Here is a 21,257-nt window from a genome sequence, read left to right as displayed (position 1 = left end):
TTGGGCACCCCGACCACGGTGCGCCGCATGACGTGTTCTACAATCGGGGTTTGACCCCAAGCTGGACCGTCATGCAAGACAAGATTCTCCAAGCCCTGCGCCGCAATGCGGCCGACGAAGCCGTGCAGCTTGCGCGGCAATGGACCAGTGCCGAGCCGGAGCAGCCGCAGGCGCACCGCTGGCTGGCCCTGTCGCTGCAACAACAGGGCCAGTTCGATGCCGCCCTGGACAGCCTGCAACAGGCGCTGGCGCTGGCCCCGGACAACCCCGATCTGCACCTGCAGCACGCCGGCCTGCTGCTGGCGCTGCGCCAGTTCGAGGCGGCCGGTTCGGCGCTGGACCGCACCGCCACGCTCAACCCCAACGAGCTGACCGCCTACCTGATGCAGGCGCACATGGCGCTGGCCCGCAACGACGTGGACGAGGCCGAGAAGATCACCCGCACCGCCAGCCGCGTGGATGAAGACCACCCCGAGCTGGCCGCGTTGAACGGCATGATCGCGCTGCGCCGCGGCGAGGGCGACCGCGCGGTGGCCCTGCTGTCGGCCGCCGCCCAGGCCCTGCCCAACGATCCGCGGGTGCTGTACGCGCTGGGCTTTGCCTACCTGGGCAAGGACATGCTGGCCTTCGCCGAGCAGGCGTTCCGCCGCGTGCTGGACCTCAGCCCCGCACTGACGTCGCTGCAGGGCCTGCTGGTGCAGCTGCAGGTCCGCCAGGGCAACACCGATGGCGCCGCAGCGACCATGCGCCAGATCCTGGCCACGGCCGAGGGCGACACCCCGGCCATGCGCCGCCTGGCCGGCGAGCTGGAGCTGCAGTCCGGGCAGCCGCTGCAGGCACTGGAACACCTGCTGCCGGTGCTGGAGCAGACCCCCGCCGATCGCCAGACCCTGCAGCTGCTGCTGATGGCCTGGCAGCGCCTGGGCCGCGAACAGCAGGCGCGTGACACCCTCGATGCGCTGCTGGAGACCCACCCGCAGCTGCACGACCTGTGGCTGGCACGGCTGTCCATCGAAGCGGTGGGCAGTGCCGGATCGGTCGCGGTGGCCGAGCGCTGGCTGCAGGCCATGCCCGAGCACCTGCCGGCGATGGAAACGCGCCTGCGCCTGCACGACATGGCCGGCGAGAACGACGCCGCCGAAGCCGTGGCACGGCGCATCGTGGCCATCGAACCGGGCCGCGCCAGCGGCGAAACCCGCATCGTCGAGGCGCTGATGGCGCGCGACCCTGCTGCTGCAGTGGCGCGCGTGCAGGCCATCCATGACACCGCCGAGGACGCCGCCAAGCCGAGCCTGCGCGCGTGGCTGGGGTCGGTGCAGCACGAGGCCGGCCAGCACGCCGATGCCCTGCGCACGTGGGTCGAGCTGCACGTGGCCGAGGCCAGCCAGCGCCTGCCGCTGCCGCCGCAGGCCAAGGCCCCGCTGAGCTGGCCGGAGATCGGCACGATCAGCGAAGACAACACCGCCCGCCCGATGTTCGTCTGGGGCGCGCCCGGCTCCGGCGTGGAGCGGGTGATCGCCGCGATCGCCGCCGCCAGCCCGGTGCTGCGTGGCGACCGCTACGGGCCCAATCCGCCCGACGACGCCTTCCAGAATTACCACACCCTGCAGGACCTCTCGACCGGCAAACTCAGCCCGGAGCGGCTGGTGGAGCAGTGGCGTGAGCAGATGCCGTCGCGCGGTCTGGCCGACGCCAACCTGATCGACTGGCTGCTGTGGTGGGACAACGCCCTGCTGTGGGCGCTGCGCCCGCAGCTGCCCGAAGGCCGCCTGCTGCTGGTGCTGCGCGACCCGCGCGACATGCTGCTGCACTGGCTGGCCAACGGCGCGCCGGCACCGCTGGCGGTGACCTCCATCAACGAGGCGGCCGAGTGGCTGGCCCGCGCGCTGACGCAGGTGGCCACCCTGCACGAACAGGACCTGTACCCGCACGCGCTGGTGCGCATCGACGACATCGGCAACGATCCGGCGGTGATGGCCGAGCATCTGGGCCGGCTGCTCGGCACGCGCCTGCCGCCGGCGCCGACGCTGGGCCCACCGCGCATGCCGAGTGGGGAATGGCGCCACTACCGCGAGCTGATGGCCCCGGCGTTCGCGTTGTTGACCCCGGTCGCCGTTCGCCTTGGTTACCCGGAACAGTGAGGACTCTCCCATGCGCCTGAGCAGTACCAGCTTCCACAACGGCCAGCCGATCGCGGCCGAATTCGCCGCCGGCGATGCCAACGGTTTCGCCGCCAACCGCAACCCGCAGCTGGCCTGGAGCGAGGTGCCCGAGGGCACCCGTTCGTTCGCGTTGCTGTGCATCGACCCGGACGTGCCGACGGTGCCGGAAACGGTCGGTCGCCACGATTGCAGCGTGCCGCGCGACCAGCCGCGCGCGGATTTCGTGCACTGGGCGATGGCCGACATCCCTGCCAGCGTGCACGACATCGCCGCCGGCAGCTGCAGCGAGGGCTTCACGGTCAAGGGCAAAACCGCACCGGCCGGACCCGCCGGCGCGCGCCAGGGCCTGAATGATTTCACCGGCTGGTTCGCCGGCAATCCGGACATGGCCGGGCAGTACCTGGGCTATGACGGCCCGTACCCGCCGTTCAACGACGCGCGCATGCACCGGTATTTCTTCCGTGTGTTCGCCCTCGACGTGGCGCAGCTGGACCTGCCCACCCCGTTCACCGGCGCCGATGTGCACCGTGCGATGCACGGCCACGTGCTGGCCGAAGCGGCGCTGCATGGCACCTACACGTTGAACCCGGCATTGGCCTGATCGGCGTCCAGCCAACGCCCTCGCGCGATGCCGAATAATGCCGGCCGCTGGCCGGCTCCTCATGAACCTCCGGGGAGATATGCGAGGAGCCGGCCAACGGCCGGCACTACCTGGTAACGACGAAGGGCGGCCCTTGGCCGCCCTTCCTCTTTTGCGGCGCGTGCGTGCCGCTCTGGCCGCGTACCGGCCAACGGCCGGTACCTGCCGGTTACTTCTTTTCCGACTCGACCACCATGTCCAGCACGTACGCCAGCGAGGAACCGTCGGCGGGCGGGCTGGCGATCTTGTAGCGCTTCACCCGCACCACGTTGCGCACGCCGTCTTCGTGGGTGTAGCCCTCGATGGTGCCGTAGAAGTTCTCGAACGCGCCCGGCGTGCCCTGCTTGAGGCCCTTGTCGTCGAACGACACTTCGCGGGTCTGCAGGCACTGCATGTTCGGGATCATCGGATGCGAGCACGGCTTGGTCTGCGCGGCCACTTCGATGAACACCGTTTCGCCTTCACCGCCGTAGCGGGTTTCCGCGGTCGGCTCGGGGTTGAACACCAGCACGTCGCCGGCGGCGTTGTGCAGGGTCAGCTGGCCCTGGCCGGCCAGTTCGGCCTTGAGCGCGCCTTCCAGGCGCGAGCCCACGGCCTGGTCCAGCGCCATCAGCGCCTTGTCGGTGCAGGCCATCATGGTCGAGGCCATCGGCGAGACGGTCAGCGTGCCATCGGCCAGCGTGTAGCCGCCACCCATCCGGTTGCAGGTATTGCCGACCGACAGGCGGCCGTCCTTGAAGTCCAGCGTGACCGGCTTGTCGCCGCGCGCGAACAGCGCATCCACGCGCTTGCCGCCGGCATCGGTAGCGCTGTCCAGCAGCCAGTGGTTGCCCTGCAGGCGCTGCACGTCCAGTTTCTCCACGGCCTTGGCATCGGCAGCGGCGGTCGGTGCCGGCGCCAGGTCATCGCCACCGGGACCGGCGGGGGCCGGGGTGGACGGGTTGCTGCAGGCGGCCATCAGGGCCAGCGGCAGGATCAGCATCAGGGTGCGGGTGCGGTTCATGGACATCTCCTTGGGAACCCGTGGAAAAACGGGGTGATACGCGAAACGGGGTTGGCGCGCGCCGGCCGTGTTCAGTTGCCAGCAGGCAACCACAGCAGCAGCGCGGCACCGAGTGCGATGCGATACGCCGCGAACGCGGTGAATTTGTGCGACTTGATATAACCCAGCAGCCACTTCACTACGACGAAACCGGTGACGGCAGCGGCAAGGAAGGCCACGCCGACGTCGGTCCAGTTCTCGTTGCCAAGCTTGCCGTCCTTGGCCATTTCCATGAACGCGTAGCCGCTGGCCGCGAACATGGTCGGGATGCCGACCAGGAACACGAACTCGGTGGCCGCCGCGCGCCGGCTCAGGCCGAACAGCATCGCGATGAAGATCGCCGCCGCCGAGCGCGACGTGCCCGGGAACACCCCGGCCACCACCTGCGCCAGGCCGACCAGGATGGCCACCTTCCAGGTGACTTCATCGCGGTCGGGCAGGCGCGCGCTGTAGGTCTCTACCAGGATCATCCAGATGCCGCCGATGATCAGCGCCCAGGCCACCGGGGTGACCGTTTCGGGTAGTTCCCAGCCGGCCAGGCGCACCGGCAGGCCGACGATCGCGGTGACCAGGAAGGCGGTGCCCAGCTTCATCACGTAGTCGCGGTTGGCGCGCTCGTGCAGGCCGGTGGCCAACGACCACAGGCGCTGGCGGAACACCAGGGTGATGGCCAGAATCGCGCCGGCCTGGATGACGATGTTGAAGAAATCCGAGCGCGCGCCCAGCCAATGCTGGGCGATCAGCAGGTGGCCGGTGCTGGAGATCGGCAGGAATTCGGTGAGGCCTTCGAGGATGCCCAACAGGAGGGCGGAGAGCAGGTCGGACATCGGGATGCTGGGGCTCGGAATGGGTGAAATCGCGGTAGAGCATAAAACATCAAACGCCGCACCAAATGTGTGCGTGGTGGGGCCGTTGCACCATCGTGGTGCGCAGGGTTCCGCGCCCGGTGCCGTGCCAGGCCAACAAAATCAACGACTTGTGAAAATGGAAAAGTTGGCACGGCGATTGCTCTATCAACCTACGCAATCATCCATCCGAGGGTTTCACCGATGTCCGTGGAAAACGTTGAGAAGCTGATCAAGGACAACCAGATCGAGTTCATCGACCTGCGTTTCGTCGACATGCGCGGTATCGAACAGCACGTCACCTTCCCGGTGAGCATCGTCGAGCCGTCGCTGTTTGAAGAAGGCAAGATGTTCGATGGCAGCTCCATCGCCGGTTGGAAGGGCATCAACGAATCGGACATGGTCCTGCTTCCGGACCCGACCAGCGCCTACATCGACCCGTTCTACGCCGACCCGACCCTGGTGATCAGCTGCGACATCCTCGACCCGGCCACCATGCAGCCGTACGGCCGCTGCCCGCGCGGCATCGCCAAGCGCGCCGAGGCGTACCTGAAGTCCTCCGGCATCGCCGAGCAGGCCTTCTTCGGCCCGGAGCCGGAGTTCTTCATCTTCGACTCGGTCCGCTTTGCCAACGACATGGGCCACACCTTCTTCAAGATCGATTCCGAAGAAGCCGCCTGGAGCACCGGCGACAAGTACGACGGCGCCAACAGTGGTTACCGTCCTGCGGTGAAGGGCGGCTACTTCCCGGTTCCGCCGACCGACTCGCTGCACGACCTGCGCGCTGAAATGTGCAAGACCCTGGAACAGGTCGGCATCGAAGTGGAAGTGCAGCACCACGAAGTAGCCACCGCCGGCCAGTGCGAAATCGGCACCAAGTTCAGCACCCTGGTGCAGAAGGCCGACGAACTGCTGCGCATGAAGCACGTCATCAAGAACGTCGCCCACCGCAACGGCAAGACCGCCACCTTCATGCCCAAGCCGATCGTCGGCGACAACGGCAGCGGCATGCACGTGCACCAGTCGCTGTCCAAGGGCGGCACCAACCTGTTCTCCGGCGACGGCTACGGCGGCCTGAGCCAGCTGGCGCTGTGGTACATCGGCGGCATCTTCAAGCACGCCAAGGCCATCAATGCCTTTGCCAACTCCGGCACCAACAGCTACAAGCGCCTGGTCCCGGGCTTTGAAGCCCCGGTGATGCTGGCCTACTCGGCCCGCAACCGCTCGGCCTCGTGCCGCATTCCGTGGGTGTCCAACCCGAAGGCGCGCCGCATCGAAATGCGCTTCCCCGATCCGATCCAGTCCGGCTACCTGACCTTCACCGTGCTGATGATGGCCGGCCTGGACGGCATCAAGAACCAGATCGACCCGGGGGCACCGAGCGACAAGGACCTGTACGACCTGCCGCCGGAAGAAGAGAAGCTGATCCCGCAGGTCTGCTCCTCGCTGGACCAGGCCCTGGAAGCGCTGGACAAGGATCGCGAGTTCCTCAAGGCCGGTGGCGTGATGAGCGACGACTTCATCGATGGCTACATCGCGCTGAAGATGCAGGAAGTGACCCGCTTCCGCGCCGCCACCCACCCGCTCGAATACCAGATGTACTACGCCAACTGAGCAACAGGCGACGATGACGAAGGACCTCCCTCCCACCTTCGTCATCGTCGCCGCTTTGTCGGCTGGGGAGCCGGCAACGCAACCATGCGTAGAGCGGACCGTTGGTCCGACGATCGCAGTAGAGCGGACCGTTGGTCCGCTGAATAGGAAAAGCGGACCGTTGGTCCGCCGATTACGGTAGAGCGGACCGTTGGTCCGCTGCACCACCAGGGGCAAGAGAGACCGGACGCGTGCCATGGGCCTTTCCTCCCTCCCGCGTCACCAGCGCCGCCGCCTTCCCGGCGACGGCCCTGGCGAGGCCCATGCAGCGTTCGGCGCACCAGGGGGCGGCCATGTGCAAGTGGCCGCCCGCTGACCTGACACCGGCCAGCAACACACCGCCGGTTCCATCCACCATCGGGACATGCGCATGAAATTGATCTCCGCCATCATCCGGCCGTTCAAGCTCGACGAGGTCCGCGAGGCCCTCTCCGATGCGGGCGTGTCGGGCATCACCGTGACCGAAGTCAAAGGCTTCGGGCGCCAGAAGGGCCACACCGAGTTGTATCGCGGCGCGGAGTACGTCGTGGATTTCCTGCCGAAGATCAAGATCGAAACGGTGGTCACCGACGATCGCCTGGACGCGGTGGTCGAAGCGATCCAGAACGCGGCCGGCACCGGCAAGATCGGCGACGGCAAGATCTTCGTGACTGCGGTCGAACAGGTCGTCCGCATCCGCACCGGCGAAATCGGCGCTGACGCGCTCTAACCCCACTCGGAGCCCACAATGAAGACCTCTTTGTTCACCGGGTGGCAAGCCCGGTTCCATGCCGTGTGCCTGATGATGCTGATCAGCGCGCTGGCCGTTGGTGCGTTCTCCAGCACGGCCCATGCGCAGGCCCAGGTCACCCCGGTGCCCTCGGAAACCGTCGCGGTCGAGCCGCTTCCCACCGCCGCCCCGGCACCGGCTGTTGAAACTGCCGCCGCGGCCGCGCCCACCTTCGACCACGGCGACGTGGCCTGGATGCTCACCTCCACCCTGCTGGTGCTGCTGATGGTGGTGCCCGGCCTTGCGCTGTTCTACGGCGGCTTGGTGCGTTCGAAGAACGTGCTGTCCATCCTCAGCCAGATCCTGGTGGTGTTCTCGCTGATCCTGATCCTGTGGGTGGCCTACGGCTACAGCGCGGTGTTCAGCGAAGGCAACGCCTTCTTCGGCTCGTTCACCCAGTTCGCCTTCCTCAAGGGCTTCGGTCCCGACACGGTAGGCAACACGCCGATCAAGGGCCTGCCGGACTATCTGTTCGTCGCCTTCCAGTCGACCTTCGCCGGCATCACCACCGCGCTGATCGTCGGCGCCTTCGCCGAGCGCATCAAGTTCAAGGCGGTGCTGCTGTTCTCGGCGCTGTGGTTCACCCTGAGCTACATCCCGATGGCACACATCGTGTGGGGCGGCGGTTACCTCGGCGCGATGGGCGCGATCGATTTCGCCGGTGGCACCGTGGTCCACATCAACGCTGGCGTGGCCGGCCTGGTGGGCGCGTACTTCGTCGGCAAGCGGATCGGCTATGGCCAGACCGCGCTGAAGCCGCACAACGTGCCGTTCACCTACATCGGCGCGATGCTGCTGTGGGTGGGCTGGTTCGGCTTCAACGCCGGCTCGGCGGCCGCCGCCGACACCGTCGCCTCGCTGGCCTTCATCAACACCATCCTCGCCACCGCGGCCGCGGTGCTGGGCTGGACCCTGGTTGAAGCGGTCAGCAAGGGCAAGCCCTCGGCACTGGGCGCGGCGTCCGGTGCGGTGGCCGGCCTGGTCGGTATCACCCCGGCCTGCGGCACGGTGGGTCCGCTCGGCGCGATCGTGATCGGGCTGGTGGCCGGCGTGGTCTGCGTGTGGGGCGTCACTGGCCTCAAGCGCCTGCTGCGCGTGGATGACACCGCCGACGTGTTCGGCGTGCACGGCATCGGCGGCATCGTCGGCGCGCTGCTCACCGGTGTGTTCAGCGCGCAGTCGCTGGGCGGCACCAAGGCCGATCTCGACATCGGCCACCAGGTCTGGGTGCAGCTGGTCAGCGTCGGCTTCACCATCGTCTGGTGCGCCGTGGTCACCGTGGCCATCCTGCTGGTGGTGCGCCTGGTGTTCGGCCTGCGCGTCACCGAAGAAGCAGAACGCACCGGCCTGGACGTGACCTCGCACGGCGAATCGGCCTACGAGGCCTGATCGCCGCAACCGCGTAGTGCGGGGCGCTGCCCGGCACCGACAGAGACAAGAAACGAGAGAGAGACGTTGTACGTTCGCCGGCGGCCTTCGGGTCGCCGGCTTTTTGTTGGGGATGTCGCCAACGGCAGCCACGCATGGCGTGGCGCTACCAGGTCGAATGCGCGGGTAGCGCGACGCCAGGCGTGGCTGCGCTTCGCGACGCGGGCACAACGGTCGGATCCCGCCACGCCGGGCATCCCCGCGCCCAATCCCGCACAATGTGGTCATGCCCCCGATCCGCACCTTGCTGCCGCTGCTCGCCTGCCTGCTGCTCAGCGCCTGCGCCACCCCCCCGGTCCGCAGCCCGCTCGCCAGCTGGGTGCCCTCGCCGAATCACAACGCGCGCGACCCGGTGATCATCGTGCTGCACCACACCGACCAGGATTCGGTGCAGCAGAGCCTGGACACCCTGCGCAGCGCCAACAGCGGCGGCAAGGTCAGTTCGCACTATCTGGTCGGCGCCGATGGCCGCATCTACCAACTGGTCGGCGACGACCGCCGCGCCTGGCACGCCGGCCCCGGCCGCTGGGGCACGATCACCGACCTGAACTCGGCCTCCATCGGCATCGAGATCGACAACGATGGCGACACCCCGTTCGCGCCCGCGCAGATCGATGCGTTGATCCGCCTGCTGGACGACCTGTGCACGCGCCTGCGTATTCCGCGCACGCAGATCATCGCCCACGCCGATCTCGCCCCCACCCGCAAGCAGGACCCCAGCCGCTTCTTCCCATGGCAGCAGCTGGCCCAGGCCGGCTTCGGCGTGTGGCCGCGCGACAGCGACGGCGCCGCACCGGCAGGATTCGATGCGTACCTGGCGCTGCAGACCTTCGGCTACCCGCTGGACGACCGCGATGCCGCCGTCGGCGCATTCCATCGCCGCTTCCGCGGCCGCGACGACCTGCCCGCCACACTGGATGCCGAAGACGCCCGCATCCTGCATTCGCTGCTGCGGCAGACGCCATAACGGCGGCGCGATCCCAGGACCAATGACGATCCCACGCCTCATCGCCGCACGCCGACGTCCTGTGGCACTGGTCCTCACGCGCACCCGAGAACCGGTAGAGCCGACCGTTGGTCGGCTGCTCTCCCTCACACACCCCGCGCGGTCGTACCGCCAGCCGACCAACGGTCGGCTCTACGATTCCAGCCGCGTCAGCCGACCAACGGTCGGCTCTACGATTCCAGCCGCGTCAGCCGACCAACGGTCGGCTCTACCATTTCAGGACCCTCGCCCATGACGATCCCACGCCTCACCGCCGCCTGCCGACTTCCGGCGGCATTGCTCATTGGCCTGGCCCTGCTGACCAGCTGCGCCGTGTCCCCGCAGCGCCCCAGCGCGCCCGGCAACACCTACGTCAAGGCCGCCTGGACCGCGTTGCCCGCCGTCTCCGATGCCGACCTGCAGTCCGGCTTCGCGGCGTGGCGCAGCAGCTGCCCACGGTTGAAGACCGATGCCACCTGGGCGGGCACCTGCAGCGCTGCGGCAAACGTCGCCACCAGCCCGGCTGCCATCCGCCAGTTCCTGCAGAACACCCTGGATGTCTACGCGCTGCGCGCCGGCGGCAACCGCGCCGACGGCCTGATCACCGGCTACTACGAGCCGATCTATCCCGGCAGCCTCGTCCGCACCGCCAAGGCGACGGTGCCGGTATACGGCGTACCCACCGACATGGTCAGCGTGCAGCTGGACAGCCTCTACCCCGAGCTGAAGGGCAAGCGCCTGCGCGGTCGCGTAGATGGGCGCGTGCTCAAACCCTATGACGATGCCGCAACCATCGCCGCCAAGGGCGTCAAGGCCCCGGTGCTGGCCTGGCTCACCCATCCGATGGACCTGCAGTTCCTGCAGATCCAGGGCTCGGGCCGCATCGTGCTGGACGACGGCCGCCACCTGCGCATCGCCTACGCCGACCAGAACGGTCATCCGTACCGTCCGATCGGCCGCTGGCTGGTGGAGCAGGGCGAACTGAAAAAAGACGACGTCACCATGGACGCCATCCGCACCTGGGCCAACGCACATCCCACCCGCATCCCGGAACTGCTGGCCAGCAACCCCAGCTACGTGTTCTTCGCCAAGGGCCCCGACGGTGACCAGGGCCCGCGTGGCTCGCTCAACGTGCCGCTCACCGCCGGTTACAGCGTCGCGGTAGACCGTACCGTAGTGCCATTGGGTAGCCTGCTGTGGCTGTCCACCACGCGCCCGGATGGCACACCGGTGGTGCGCCCGGTCGCCGCACAGGACACCGGTGGGGCCATCGCCGGCGAAGTGCGCGCGGATCTGTTCTGGGGCACCGGCGACGCGGCCGGCAAGCTGGCCGGGGACATGAAGCAGAAGGGCAGCCTCTGGATGCTGTGGCCGAAGGGCGCGGCGTTGCCGAAGGCGCCGGCGGATAGCTGACCGCGTTGTCGGCCCGTAAACGCGGGCCGGCGCGGGAAGCAAAGCTCCGGTATAAAAAGGGCCGCCGCCGCACCACGGGAATGACCATGCAGGTCAAGCGCATCATCGCCAACATCGCGACGTCCGATCCGGCGTCGGCGGACAGCTTCTATCAGGGTATCCTGGGGCTGGAACTTGCCATGGACCACGGCTGGATCCGTACGTATGCCGGCAACGGCGACATGCAGGTGCAGGTCAGTTTCGCCCAGCAGGGGGGGGCGGGCACCCACGTGCCGGACCTCTCAGTGGAGGTCGATGACCTGGATGAAGCACTGCGCAGGGTGCGAGCGGCCAACATCGCCATCGAGTACGGACCGGTCCGTGAGCCGTGGGGCGTGCGACGGTTCTACGTCCGTGACCCGCTGGGCCGGCTGATCAACCTCCTGCAGCATGGGTGAGGCCGGCGACACACATGTCGACATAGGGAGGAACAGCATGAAAATCACGGGTTTTCTGGTGATGGATGCCGAAGGTGACGAGATCGATGCCGATCCACACGGCAACAACATTGCATTCTGCTGTTTCGAATGCGCCTATCCCGTCCTCGCTGTAGCACTGGAAAATCAGCGGGGAAGCGACGAAGACCATCCAGCGGTTTGCAGGGGCTGCGCGGCAAAGTACTTCCTGGACGTTCGGGAGCACGCGGAGAAGCTTTACATCCACACAGTGGAAGAACCGCTCTGGTAGCCGCAGAACGGCGCCTTGTCCGGTCCATTGAGCGGCGAGGATGCACAGACCGGGACCCGCCGGCCTGTGCCAAGCTCAACCCATCCCGGTTTTGCACTACATTGGTGCAATGACTGCCGCACTACCCCCGCCCGCCCTCGACGTCCTCGGCACTCCGGTCGCCTGGGCCGACGCCGATGGCCGCGTGGTCGGCTGCAACCCCGCCTTTGCCCGCTGGCTGGGCGTCAGCGTTCGCCGCCTGCTGGGCCAGCCGCTGGCCTCGCTGGAAGTGCAGGGCGAGGCCCTGGCGCACTTCCTGGCCCGTGACGAGCGCGATACCCTGCGCCTGCACCGTCTCGCCCTCGCCCTGCCGGGCGACGCCCCGCGCTTCGCCGAAGGCTGGCTGAGCCGGTGGGACGCGGGCGGCTGGCTGCTTGAAGCGCATCCGGTCGATGAATTCCCCGGGCTCGACCCGACCCAGGCCCTGCCCAGTGCGCTCAGCGCGGCGCTCAAAGGACTGGCCCACGAGCTGCGTAATCCACTGGCCGGGCTCAAGGGCGCGGCGCAGTTGCTGGCGCGGCGCAACGCGCAGCGGGCCGCCGATGAGCGCGACCCGGACGAACGCGAGCTGATCGAGCTGATCGGCTCGGAGATCGAACGCCTCAACGGGCTGCTCGAGCAACTGCTGTCGCCTGCGCCGGCCGCGCCGCATGCGCCGCTGAACATCCACGCCTCGCTGGAGCGCGTGCTGCGGCTGGCCGAGAGCGAGGGCGGCTGGGCGGTGCGTCTGCAGCGGGATTACGACCCCAGCATTCCCGAATTCGACGGCGACGCCGACCGCCTCACCCAGGCGGTGTGGAACCTGGTGCGCAATGCGATCCAGGCCGGCGCCGGCAGCGTCACCCTGCGGACCCGGGTTGAACATGGCGTGCGCATCGGCGACCGGCTGCATCCGCTTGCGTTGCGTCTTGAAATCGCCGACGACGGCCGCGGCGTGCCCGAGCAGCTGGCCGAGCACCTGTTCCTGCCGCTGGTCAGCGGCCGCGCCGAAGGCACCGGGCTGGGCCTGGCGCTGGCCCAGCAGGTGGCGCGCGAACATCGCGGCACGCTGACCTACCGCTCGCGCCCGGGGCATACCGTGTTCACCGTGCTGCTGCCGATCGGCCACGGCACGCCTGCCGAGGAGGCCGCCCATGGCGGATGACACCAATCGCACCGCCCAGCGTGTCTGGGTGGTCGATGACGACCGCGCGGTGCGTTTCGTGCTCTGTACGGCGCTGCGCGATGCGGGCTATCGGGTGGAAGGCTTCGATGGCGCCGCTGCGGCGCTGGCGATGCTTGCCAGCCAGCCGCCGCCGGACCTGCTGTTCACCGACGTGCGCATGCCCGGTGACGATGGCTTGGTGCTGCTGGACAAACTCAAGGCCGCGCACCCGCAGCTGCCGGTGATCGTGATGTCGGCCTACACCGATGTGGCCAGCACCGCCGGCGCGTTCCGTGGCGGTGCGCAGGAATTCCTGTCCAAACCATTCGATCTGGATGACGCGGTAGCGCTGGCCCAGCGCGTGCTGCCCGAACCGGACGCGCTGGCCGCTGCACCCGTGCCTGCCGCCGCCGAACCGGGCACCGACCAGCGCCCGCAGCTGGTCGGTGATACCCCGGCGATGCGCGCGCTGTTCCGCGCGATCGGGCGGCTGGCGCAGGCGCCGCTGTCGGTGCTGATCAACGGCGAAACCGGCACCGGCAAGGAACTGGTCGCGCATGCGCTGCACCATGAATCCCCGCGCGTGCAGGGGCCGTTCGTCGCACTCAACACCGCTGCGATTCCCGCCGAGCTGCTCGAAAGCGAACTGTTCGGCCACGAAGCGGGCGCGTTCACCGGCGCGCAGCGGCGCCATGTCGGCCGCTTCGAGCAGGCCAACGGCGGCACGCTGTTCCTCGATGAAATCGGCGACATGCCGCTGCCATTGCAGACGCGCCTGCTGCGCGTACTGGCCGAGGGCGAGTTCTTCCGCGTCGGCGGGCGCGAGCTTATCCGCGTGGACGTGCGGGTGATCGCCGCCACCCACCAGGACCTGGAATCGCTGGTCGCGCAGGGGCGCTTCCGCGCCGACCTGCTGCATCGGCTGGACGTGGTGCGCCTGCGCCTGCCGCCGCTGCGCGAGCGTCGCGACGACATCGCACACCTGGCCGATACCTTCCTGGCTGCGGCGGCACGCAAGCTGGATACGCCGCCCAAGCGCCTCACCGCATCGGCGCTGCAGGCGCTGCGCGAGCACGACTGGCCGGGCAACGTGCGCGAGCTGGAAAACGTGTGCTGGCGGATGGCCGCACTCGCCGCCTCGGACACCATCGGCGTCGCCGATGTGGACAGTGCGCTGCACCGGGGCGGCGGCCCGCGCACGCGCGCGGCCGGTGATCCGGGTCAGTGGGAGGCCCTGCTGTCGGCCTGGGCCCGGCAGCGACTGGCGGAAGGCGCGGAAGGCCTGCACGCGCAGGTCCGCGAACGCGTCGACCAGGCCCTGCTCGAGGCCGCGCTGCAGATCACCCACGGCCGTCGCGCCGAGGCCGCTGCCCGCCTGGGCATGGGCCGCAACACCCTGACCCGCAAGCTCGGCGCCGGGCGCCGTCGCGGCGGATGAACCGCATGTCCACGCCGCGTGTGCGCCACGTCCGTGCCGCTTTCATGGCCTGTGGACGAGCACCGCGTTAGTTTGCAACCAAGGAGTCTTCCATGCGCAGTTCCACTGTCATCCTCGCTGCGGCCGTCCTGTTCGGTCTGGCCGCCTGCGGCACTACACCGCCGCCGCGCCCCACCGCGCCACCGGTACCGATGGTGAGCACGGCCAAGATGGCCGAAGCCAACCTGTCGTCGGCGTCGGCCAGCCTGGTCAGCGGCCGCCTGGCACTGGTGCCCGATGCGCGCGGGGTGCACATCACCGGTGTCATCGGAGGCTTGCAGCCGATGCAGACGGCGGCGTTCCATGTGCATGAGCGCGGCGATTGCAGCGCCGTGGACGCGAGTAGCGCCGGTCCGCATTTCAACCCGACCGCGCAGCCGCACGGTCGCAACAGCGCCGGCCCGCACCATGCCGGTGACATGGACAACCTGCGTACGGACGCGCAGGGACGTGTGAACGTCGACGTTCGCCTGCCAGCGGTTACCCTTGGCGGCGGCGCAGCCACCGATATCGCCGGGCGTGCACTGGTCGTGCATGCCAACGCCGACGATTACCGCAGCCAGCCCGCCGGCAATGCCGGCGCCCGAATTGCCTGTGGCCTCATCCGGGTCGTGCGCTGATCGCGCCTCCCGCTGACGCTGCTTCTTCCACCGCTACCCGCAAGGAGTTCCACATGCGTTTGATCCATACCACCCTGTTCGCCGCCATCGCCGCGCTCGGCCTGAGCGCCTGCAACAAGCCGGCCGAACCCACGCCGGAAGCCACGCCGGCCGCCGAAGCCACCGCTTCGCAGCCGGCCGCCGAAGCCACGACCGACGCACCGCCGGCCATGACCAGCGAAGCCCACGCCAACCAGGGCGCCGTGGCCGAGCTTGCCCCGACCAAGGGCAATGACGTCAAGGGCAACGTGACCTTCAGCGTCGTCGACGGCAAGGTCCACGTGAAGGGCCAGGTCAGTGGCCTGAAGCCCAACAGCGAGCACGGCTTCCACATCCACGAGAAGGGCGATTGCAGCGCGCCGGACGGCGCCAGCGCCGGCGGCCACTTCAACCCGGCCAAGGAAGATCACGGCAACGTCGCCACCACCCCGCACCACGGCGGTGACATCCCCAACATCAAGGCCGACGCCCAGGGCAACGCCATGGTCGATGCCGACGTGTCCACCAACGTCAACGTGGGCAAGGGCGATGACTTCGACATCATCGGCCGTGGCCTGATCGTCCACGCCGACGCGGACGACTACAAGACCCAGCCGACCGGCAACGCGGGTGCGCGCCTGGCCTGTGCGGTGATCAAAGCCGCGCCGTAACCGAGGCGGTGCAGAATGAAAAACGCCGGCGATTGCCGGCGTTTTTTTTGGAGCGCGGATAGAGCCACGCCATGCGTGGCTGCCATGATCGCTATCGATGCCCGCGGGAGCCGGCCAGCGGCCGGCCCTACCGTTAGCGGGTCAGCAGCTCGCGCGCGTCCTGGCCGGCTTCGCAATGCACGAACAGCACCGGCAAGCCGTGCGATTCGAGCACCGCCGCCATCTGCCGCTGGCGGATCAGGTACTGGTCGTAGATGCCCTGCAGACGATCGCAGTCGCCGGTGCCGTGGTTGTAGAACGCGCACCAGCCGGCCGGATCGAACAACGCCATACGCACTTCGCCATCGGCGTATCGCAGCAGCGGCTCGGGCGGCGCGTCCAGCCATTCCTCGACATGCGGCGCCATCAGTGCGGTCTCGATCAGCGGCCACAGCACCGCCAGGCCCTGGTTGTCGTACTGCATCGACATCATCGCGGCCAGGTCATTCACCGTGAAATAGCGCGCGTGTTCGATCTGCGCGCCGAAGGCGGTCTGCGCCTGCAGGGCGGTGTCGGCCTGGGCCATGCCCTGGGCCAGCAGCACCTCTTCCAGCGCGTCGGCAACGGCCTGGGTCTGCGCCACCTCGGTACCGGTCAGCAGGAACGGCACCACGCKCAGACCGCCGCCGGTCAGCCCGGCATCGGCCTGGAACGGTAGTGGTACGTCGCCGTCGGCACCGGCGCCGAAGGCCAGCATGCGCGGGCCGTGGCTGCGGCCGGGCGCGCGCATCTGCAGTTCTTCCAGACGGCGGTGCACCGGCCAACCCGGGCGCAGCACTTCAGCCGGATCGAAATGCGCGCCGGCGAACACGAAGTCCAGCCCGCTGACGGCCGGGACCAGTCTGGCCAGGTCGCGGCCGACGCGTTCGGCCAGTTCGCCAGCCTGTTCGGAGGACAGCGCGGCATGGCGCGGCACGTCGCCGCCAGCCAGTTCCAATGCCAGGACGCCAAGGGCATTCATGCCGGGGTCGGGTTTGCTCATGGTTTCACGGTTGGCCCATCACAGGGCGGCAGCTACACTTGCCCCCATTATGCCTGCTCCTTCGTGCAGGCCATGTTGCAGACACCCCTCCCATGCCAGGTATCTCCATGCCCAACGCCCGTCCCGTCGCCATCCTCGGTGGCGTCCGCATCCCGTTCTGCCGCCAGAACACGGCCTATTCGGACGTCGGCAACCTCGGCATGTCGGTACGCACGCTCGGCGCGCTGGTCGAACGTTTCGGTCTGCACGGGCAGCAGCTCGGCGAAGTGGCGATGGGCGCGGTGATCAAGCACTCCAGCGACTGGAACTTGGGCCGGGAAGCGACGTTGTCCTCGGGCCTGTCCCCGCTGACCCCGGGCATCACCATGCAGCGCGCCTGCGGTACCTCGCTGGACACCATCATCGCGGTGGCCAACAAGATCGCGCTCGGCCAGATCGAATCGGGCATCGGCGGCGGATCGGACACCACCTCCGACGTGCCGATCGTGTACGGCAAGAAGCTGCGCGCGCGCCTGCTGGCGGCCAATCGCGCCAAGTCCACCGGCGACAAATTCAAGGCACTGACCCGCGGCTTCAAGCTCAGCGAGCTCAAGCCCGAGTTCCCCGGCGTGGCCGAGCCGCGTACCGGCAAAAGCATGGGCGACCACTGCGAGGACATGGCCAAGGAATGGAACATCTCGCGCGATTCGCAGGACGAATGGGCGGTGTCCTCGCACAAGAAGCTGGCCGCCGCCTATGAGCGCGGGTTCTTCACCGACCTGATCGCCCCGTTCCGTGGCGTCGAGCGCGACAACATCCTGCGCGCCGATACCTCGCTGGAAAAGCTGGCCACGCTCAAGCCGGCCTTCGACAAGGTGTCCGGTCGCGGCACGCTGACCGCCGCCAACTCCACCCCGCTTACCGACGGCGCCTCGGCGGTGCTGCTGGCCAGTGAGGAATGGGCGCGCGCGCACGGCCACGAACCGCTGGCCTACCTGCGCGATTCGCAGGTGGCCGCCGTCGATTTCGTGCACGGCGAAGGCCTGCTGATGGCCCCGACCATTGCGGTGCCGGAGATGCTCAAGCGCAACGGGCTGACGTTGCAGGATTTCGACATCTACGAAATCCATGAAGCGTTTGCCGCGCAGGTGCTGTGCACGCTGCGCGCGTGGGAAAGCGAAGATTACTGCCGCAACCGCCTCGGCCTGGATGCGCCGCTGGGCCGTATCGACCCGGCCAAGATCAACCTGCTGGGGTCGTCGCTGGCCACCGGCCACCCGTTCGCCGCCACCGGTGCGCGAGTGATCGCCACGGCGGCCAAGCAGCTGGCCGAACGCGGCGGTGGCCGCGCGCTTGTCTCGATCTGCACCGCTGGCGGCATGGGCGTGGTGGCGATCGTCGAACGCTGATCGGGCCCGATGCGCAAACCGAAAAGGCCGCCCAAGGGGCGGCCTTTCTGTATGTAAAGCCACCCCATGGGTGGCTGCACAACCATCCGAAGCCCGCTAGTGCCGGCCGCTGGCCGGCTCTCCATGGACGTTGGATGGGTGTGTGTGGAGCCGGCCAGCGGCCGGCACTACGTATGCGTGGATGCAGCGCCCGCAATCACGGCAGGCGCGGGTTGCCGAATTCGTCGCGCTCATCGCGCACGACCGGGGCCAGGACCGGGTCGATCCGCTGACCCGGCAACGGCTGGGACATCAACGACTGTTCTTCCACCGTCGCGCGCTCGGGCACCACCGGTTCCAGCGGTGCCACGGCGGCATTGGCGCGGGCCAGCGCGATGCTGTCATCACCACGCTGCTGGCGCAGCGCGTTGGCCAAGCACTGCGACGCCAACGCCGGTTCGCCACGGTCGACGAACAACTGGCCCAGCGCTTCCCACGCGGCCGGACCGGCGCCAGCGGCGATAGCGCGGTGCAGGTAATCCTCGGCCAGGCTGTGCTGGCGCTGACGCGTAGCGATGCGGCCCAGTGCCAGCAGCAGCGCCGGGCTGGCCGGCTGGTTGCCCAGCCAGCGCTGCAGGTTGGCCTGGCGCGTGGCCAGCTTGTCCACCGGCATCTGTCCGTACAGGGTCACCACCGATTCGTCCCAGCGCGTATCCAGCGCCTGCTCCAGGTTCAGCAGCGCCGGCTCGTCCCAGTCCAGCGCCACCGCGCGCAGCGCATAGGCCGAGACCACGTCCGGATCGCTGCGCAGGGCCTTGGGCGTGGCTTCCCACTGCGCGGCCAAGGCATTGACGTCGCCCGCTTCCAGCAGCGACTGCGCCGCCAGGCGGGTTTCCAGTTCGGCGACCGCCTCGTCCGGCAGCACCTTCTGCTTGCGCAGCGCGCCCAGCTGGCCGTAAGCCTCGTGCGCGCGGTCGGCGCGGGCCAGGGCTTCGGTGCGCAGCCACAGGCCGCGCGGCGGCAGCGGCTGGATCGTCGCGGTGTCCAGCAGGTTGATCGCATCCACCGGGCGTTCCTGCGCCAGCAGGCGTTCGGCCTGCAGCAGGGCGTGCAGGGTGGCATCCTCGCTGGCCAACCGCTGCAGGTACTGATTCACGGCGGCCTGGTCATCGCGCGCCTGTGCGCTGCGCACGGCAGTGACCATCGCCACGGCGGCCACGTCCTTGTCTTCGGCGGCGGTTTCCAGCAGCTTTTCAGCGCGCTGCCATTGGCCCTGTTCGTGGGCGTGGATGCCGTCGATCAGGCGCGCGCGGCCCTGCTTGCGGCGGTAGCGGCCCCAGGCGCGGAACGGCGAGGCCAGCAGGCTCCACAGCAGCCACAGCACCAGCAGCCCGACCAGCGCCATCAAGGCCACCTGCGGCACCGTCGAGCGGTAGTCGTTGCCGCCGTAGCGGTAGATCACTTCGCCGAACTGGCGAAGCTGCTCGGTGCCGAGGAACTGCGAGGCGATCACGCCCAGCGCCACGGCCAGCAACAGCACCACCAAAGATTGGAAGGGTTTCATCGATCATCTCCATCGCGCATCGAGCGCAGTTGCTGCAGGGTGCTGCCCAGTTCGGGCAGCGCGGGCTGCAGCACGCGCATGCGCAGTTGCTGCAGTTCAGCACGACGCTCGCGCAGGGCGGGTGAATCCGGCCACAGCCGCGGTAGCCACAGCGCCACGCGGTCCACGGCCTGGGTGAAGCCGGCCTGGTCGCCGCGTTCGACCGCCGCGCGTGCCAAGGTCAATTCCAGTTGCAGCGCATCCCAGCCGGCCACGCGCTCGGCGTCGGTCAGCGGGCCCTGCGTGCGGGTGGGGGTGATGGTCACAAACGGTGCCAGCACCTGCTGCCACCACGGCGCACCCGCCTCCGGGCCAGTACCGGCATCGACCTGCTCGGGCACCTGCTCCAGGGCCTTGGAGAACGCCGCCAGTTGCCGCCCGGTCGCCACGCGCGCGCCCGGACCCAGCGCATCCACCGCATTGCGTTCCTGCATCAGCGCCTGGCGCACGTTGAGGTATTCATTGCCCTGCACGTCGGCCAGTGTGGCCGCCGCCAGTGCGTACAGGCGCTTGGCACCGTCCACGTCATCGGCATAGGCAAGACGCTGCGCGGCCTGGCTGAGCAGCAGTTCGGTCTCTTCCAGCTGCAGTGCCTGCGCGCCGTGGCGGGTGCTGTCGGCAAGCTTGGCCAGGTTGTCTTCGAGCAGCGCGCTGCGCTGGCTCAGGCCCAGCATTTCATCGCGCAGCACCCGGTTGGTGGCGGCCGCATCCTGCACCCGTTGCGACGTCGACCGCTGGTCGCGGCGCAGCGCTTCCACGCTGTCCACCAGCCCCTGCAGCTGCAGGCCGGCATCGGCTTCGCGCTGCAGGACGCGCGCCTGTTCGGCCTGCCAACGGGTCCAGCCCCACGCCACGCCCGCACCGATCACCAGCACGACCGCAAGCGGGGCGATCCAGCGCAGGGAGCGGGAAGCGGGAGGTGGCGAAACGTCGTCATTCATGCGGGCATCCTTGTCGATCGCGCCGGGCTGTCCACAAGCTGGCGAGCGACGTGATGCACAGCATCGCCCGTCGCCCGCGCGGCCCGCAAGGCCGGGAACGTCGCCTGTTCAGGAAGACGCGGAAGTGATGATCGCAGCGTGTGCAGCCTGCGCCAGCTGGCGTGGTAAGGGGCCTTGGGCGAGCTGCACCTGCGTAAATCCCGCGTCGGCGGCCTGTTCGGCCAGGCGCGCGCTGGCGGCCACCACGATCGCCTCGCGCACCCGGGACTGCAGATCGTGCGGCAGCCGCGCCAGCAGCAGGGTCAGCGCCTCGCCACTGCTCAGTGCCAGTACCCACGGCGTGGCACTGCGGCGCAGCCGTTGCAGCGCGCGCGGTGGCAGCGCCAGCGGCACGCGCTGGTAGACATCGGCGCGCTGCAGCTGCGCACCGCGCTCGACCAGGGTGGCGGCGATGATCCCGCGCCCGCCCGGAGCGGTGACCAGCCCGGCCTCCAGCCCGTGCAGGTCGGCCAGCTCGGGCAAGGCCAGCAGGCCTTCGCTGTCCATCCGCGTGGGCGCCAGCACCGTGCCGACGCCGTGCGCGTGCAGCGCCGCCGCGGTGCCGGCACCGACCGCCAGCCAGGTGCCTGGGTGGGCGCCACCGAGCGGCTGCAGGCGCGCGGCGGCGTGCACGGCCGCCGGGCTGCTGAACAC

20 protein-coding genes are annotated in these 21,257 nt (G+C 68.8%); 14 read left to right on the top strand and 6 right to left on the bottom strand.

Translation table 11 applies throughout. The features are described 5' to 3' along the window. Positions 1–71: 71 nt before the first annotated feature. Entirely contained in the window at positions 72–2,141 is a 2,070-nt protein-coding gene (locus AC1DR7_RS05555; protein ID WP_478051123.1) for a tetratricopeptide repeat protein, read from the top strand. A 10-nt stretch (positions 2,142–2,151) separates the two neighbouring features. Next, positions 2,152–2,763, top strand: coding sequence for a YbhB/YbcL family Raf kinase inhibitor-like protein (locus AC1DR7_RS05550; RefSeq protein WP_457318887.1), 612 nt, complete (start codon positions 2,152–2,154; stop codon positions 2,761–2,763). Between the two features lie 208 nt (positions 2,764–2,971). Here the strand turns inward: AC1DR7_RS05550 and AC1DR7_RS05545 are convergent, their stop codons facing one another. Beyond that, entirely contained in the window at positions 2,972–3,805 is an 834-nt protein-coding gene (locus AC1DR7_RS05545; RefSeq protein WP_457318886.1) for an META domain-containing protein, read from the bottom strand. A gap of 71 nt (positions 3,806–3,876) precedes the next feature. Then, positions 3,877–4,671: an undecaprenyl-diphosphate phosphatase gene (locus AC1DR7_RS05540; RefSeq protein WP_256776767.1), complete on the bottom strand. Its 795-nt coding sequence runs from the start codon at positions 4,669–4,671 to the stop codon at positions 3,877–3,879. 222 nt (positions 4,672–4,893) lie between these two features. On the opposite strand from AC1DR7_RS05540, the gene glnA reads away from it, so the two are divergent. The 11 genes from glnA (at position 4,894) to AC1DR7_RS05485 (ending at position 15,632) form a co-directional block, all read left to right on the top strand. Further along, complete coding sequence (glnA, locus tag AC1DR7_RS05535; protein ID WP_256776768.1) at positions 4,894–6,303, top strand: type I glutamate--ammonia ligase; 1,410 nt, start codon at positions 4,894–4,896, stop codon at positions 6,301–6,303. A 409-nt stretch (positions 6,304–6,712) separates the two neighbouring features. After that, positions 6,713–7,051: a P-II family nitrogen regulator gene (locus tag AC1DR7_RS05530; protein ID WP_026070924.1), complete on the top strand. Its 339-nt coding sequence runs from the start codon at positions 6,713–6,715 to the stop codon at positions 7,049–7,051. 18 nt (positions 7,052–7,069) lie between these two features. Next, entirely contained in the window at positions 7,070–8,500 is a 1,431-nt protein-coding gene (locus tag AC1DR7_RS05525; RefSeq protein WP_478051503.1) for an ammonium transporter, read from the top strand. Between the two features lie 265 nt (positions 8,501–8,765). After that, positions 8,766–9,506, top strand: a complete 741-nt coding sequence (locus AC1DR7_RS05520; protein ID WP_457318884.1) for an N-acetylmuramoyl-L-alanine amidase — start codon at positions 8,766–8,768, stop codon at positions 9,504–9,506. 270 nt (positions 9,507–9,776) lie between these two features. Continuing rightward, positions 9,777–10,937 (top strand): murein transglycosylase A, encoded by a 1,161-nt coding sequence (gene mltA, locus AC1DR7_RS05515; protein ID WP_457318883.1) that lies wholly within the window; start codon positions 9,777–9,779, stop codon positions 10,935–10,937. Between the two features lie 86 nt (positions 10,938–11,023). After that, positions 11,024–11,374: a VOC family protein gene (locus tag AC1DR7_RS05510; protein WP_478051504.1), complete on the top strand. Its 351-nt coding sequence runs from the start codon at positions 11,024–11,026 to the stop codon at positions 11,372–11,374. Positions 11,375–11,411: 37 nt separating this feature from the next. Beyond that, entirely contained in the window at positions 11,412–11,663 is a 252-nt protein-coding gene (locus AC1DR7_RS05505) for a hypothetical protein (RefSeq protein WP_478051505.1), read from the top strand. A 109-nt stretch (positions 11,664–11,772) separates the two neighbouring features. Further along, complete coding sequence (locus AC1DR7_RS05500) at positions 11,773–12,846, top strand: two-component system sensor histidine kinase NtrB (protein ID WP_256776773.1); 1,074 nt, start codon at positions 11,773–11,775, stop codon at positions 12,844–12,846. Then, the gene (ntrC, locus tag AC1DR7_RS05495; protein WP_457319902.1) at positions 12,836–14,284 is read left to right on the top strand and encodes a nitrogen regulation protein NR(I); all 1,449 of its coding nucleotides are present in this window, start codon (positions 12,836–12,838) and stop codon (positions 14,282–14,284) included. Before AC1DR7_RS05500 ends, ntrC begins: the two co-directional genes overlap by 11 nt. A gap of 92 nt (positions 14,285–14,376) precedes the next feature. Then, entirely contained in the window at positions 14,377–14,943 is a 567-nt protein-coding gene (locus AC1DR7_RS05490) for a superoxide dismutase family protein (RefSeq protein ID WP_457319904.1), read from the top strand. A gap of 53 nt (positions 14,944–14,996) precedes the next feature. After that, on the top strand, positions 14,997–15,632 hold the full coding sequence (locus AC1DR7_RS05485) for a superoxide dismutase family protein (RefSeq protein ID WP_457319906.1): 636 nt from the start codon (positions 14,997–14,999) through the stop codon (positions 15,630–15,632). Positions 15,633–15,765: 133 nt separating this feature from the next. On the opposite strand, the gene AC1DR7_RS05480 is transcribed toward AC1DR7_RS05485, so the two are convergent. Then, positions 15,766–16,653 (bottom strand): hypothetical protein, encoded by an 888-nt coding sequence (locus AC1DR7_RS05480; RefSeq protein WP_478076415.1) that lies wholly within the window; start codon positions 16,651–16,653, stop codon positions 15,766–15,768. A 92-nt stretch (positions 16,654–16,745) separates the two neighbouring features. On the opposite strand from AC1DR7_RS05480, the gene AC1DR7_RS05475 reads away from it, so the two are divergent. Continuing rightward, a complete protein-coding gene (locus AC1DR7_RS05475; RefSeq protein WP_256776778.1) occupies positions 16,746–18,041 on the top strand; it encodes an acetyl-CoA C-acetyltransferase in 1,296 nt (431 codons plus the stop codon). Between the two features lie 196 nt (positions 18,042–18,237). Here the strand turns inward: AC1DR7_RS05475 and AC1DR7_RS05470 are convergent, their stop codons facing one another. The 3 genes from AC1DR7_RS05470 to AC1DR7_RS05460 all read right to left on the bottom strand — a co-directional run. Beyond that, positions 18,238–19,584 carry a heme biosynthesis HemY N-terminal domain-containing protein gene (locus AC1DR7_RS05470; RefSeq protein WP_478051506.1) on the bottom strand — a complete coding sequence of 449 codons (1,347 nt, stop codon included), beginning with the start codon at positions 19,582–19,584 and terminating at the stop codon, positions 18,238–18,240. Further along, complete coding sequence (locus tag AC1DR7_RS05465) at positions 19,581–20,564, bottom strand: uroporphyrinogen-III C-methyltransferase (protein WP_478051507.1); 984 nt, start codon at positions 20,562–20,564, stop codon at positions 19,581–19,583. Before AC1DR7_RS05465 ends, AC1DR7_RS05470 begins: the two co-directional genes overlap by 4 nt. Positions 20,565–20,672: 108 nt before the next feature. After that, positions 20,673–21,257, bottom strand: a 585-nt coding sequence (locus tag AC1DR7_RS05460) for a uroporphyrinogen-III synthase (protein WP_478076414.1), incomplete at its 5' end; no start/stop codon positions are given.

The organism is Stenotrophomonas sp. P5_A9, from assembly GCF_056400525.1.
The sequence above is the reverse complement of the archived record's forward strand: the minus strand, read 5'-3'. Positions and strand labels throughout refer to the sequence as shown.

What these genes read in the sequence shown, in the direction of transcription:
- AC1DR7_RS05555 (WP_478051123.1), top strand. Translation starts at nt 72, where the DNA reads ATGCAAGACAAGATTCTCCAAGCCCTGCGCCGCAATGCGGCCGACGAA.
- AC1DR7_RS05550 (WP_457318887.1), top strand. Translation starts at nt 2,152, where the DNA reads ATGCGCCTGAGCAGTACCAGCTTCCACAACGGCCAGCCGATCGCGGCC.
- AC1DR7_RS05545 (WP_457318886.1), bottom strand. Translation starts at nt 3,805, where the DNA reads ATGAACCGCACCCGCACCCTGATGCTGATCCTGCCGCTGGCCCTGATG.
- AC1DR7_RS05540 (WP_256776767.1), bottom strand. Translation starts at nt 4,671, where the DNA reads ATGTCCGACCTGCTCTCCGCCCTCCTGTTGGGCATCCTCGAAGGCCTC.
- glnA (WP_256776768.1), top strand. Translation starts at nt 4,894, where the DNA reads ATGTCCGTGGAAAACGTTGAGAAGCTGATCAAGGACAACCAGATCGAG.
- AC1DR7_RS05530 (WP_026070924.1), top strand. Translation starts at nt 6,713, where the DNA reads ATGAAATTGATCTCCGCCATCATCCGGCCGTTCAAGCTCGACGAGGTC.
- AC1DR7_RS05525 (WP_478051503.1), top strand. Translation starts at nt 7,070, where the DNA reads ATGAAGACCTCTTTGTTCACCGGGTGGCAAGCCCGGTTCCATGCCGTG.
- AC1DR7_RS05520 (WP_457318884.1), top strand. Translation starts at nt 8,766, where the DNA reads ATGCCCCCGATCCGCACCTTGCTGCCGCTGCTCGCCTGCCTGCTGCTC.
- mltA (WP_457318883.1), top strand. Translation starts at nt 9,777, where the DNA reads ATGACGATCCCACGCCTCACCGCCGCCTGCCGACTTCCGGCGGCATTG.
- AC1DR7_RS05510 (WP_478051504.1), top strand. Translation starts at nt 11,024, where the DNA reads ATGCAGGTCAAGCGCATCATCGCCAACATCGCGACGTCCGATCCGGCG.
- AC1DR7_RS05505 (WP_478051505.1), top strand. Translation starts at nt 11,412, where the DNA reads ATGAAAATCACGGGTTTTCTGGTGATGGATGCCGAAGGTGACGAGATC.
- AC1DR7_RS05500 (WP_256776773.1), top strand. Translation starts at nt 11,773, where the DNA reads ATGACTGCCGCACTACCCCCGCCCGCCCTCGACGTCCTCGGCACTCCG.
- ntrC (WP_457319902.1), top strand. Translation starts at nt 12,836, where the DNA reads ATGGCGGATGACACCAATCGCACCGCCCAGCGTGTCTGGGTGGTCGAT.
- AC1DR7_RS05490 (WP_457319904.1), top strand. Translation starts at nt 14,377, where the DNA reads ATGCGCAGTTCCACTGTCATCCTCGCTGCGGCCGTCCTGTTCGGTCTG.
- AC1DR7_RS05485 (WP_457319906.1), top strand. Translation starts at nt 14,997, where the DNA reads ATGCGTTTGATCCATACCACCCTGTTCGCCGCCATCGCCGCGCTCGGC.
- AC1DR7_RS05475 (WP_256776778.1), top strand. Translation starts at nt 16,746, where the DNA reads ATGCCAGGTATCTCCATGCCCAACGCCCGTCCCGTCGCCATCCTCGGT.
- AC1DR7_RS05470 (WP_478051506.1), bottom strand. Translation starts at nt 19,584, where the DNA reads ATGAAACCCTTCCAATCTTTGGTGGTGCTGTTGCTGGCCGTGGCGCTG.
- AC1DR7_RS05465 (WP_478051507.1), bottom strand. Translation starts at nt 20,564, where the DNA reads ATGAATGACGACGTTTCGCCACCTCCCGCTTCCCGCTCCCTGCGCTGG.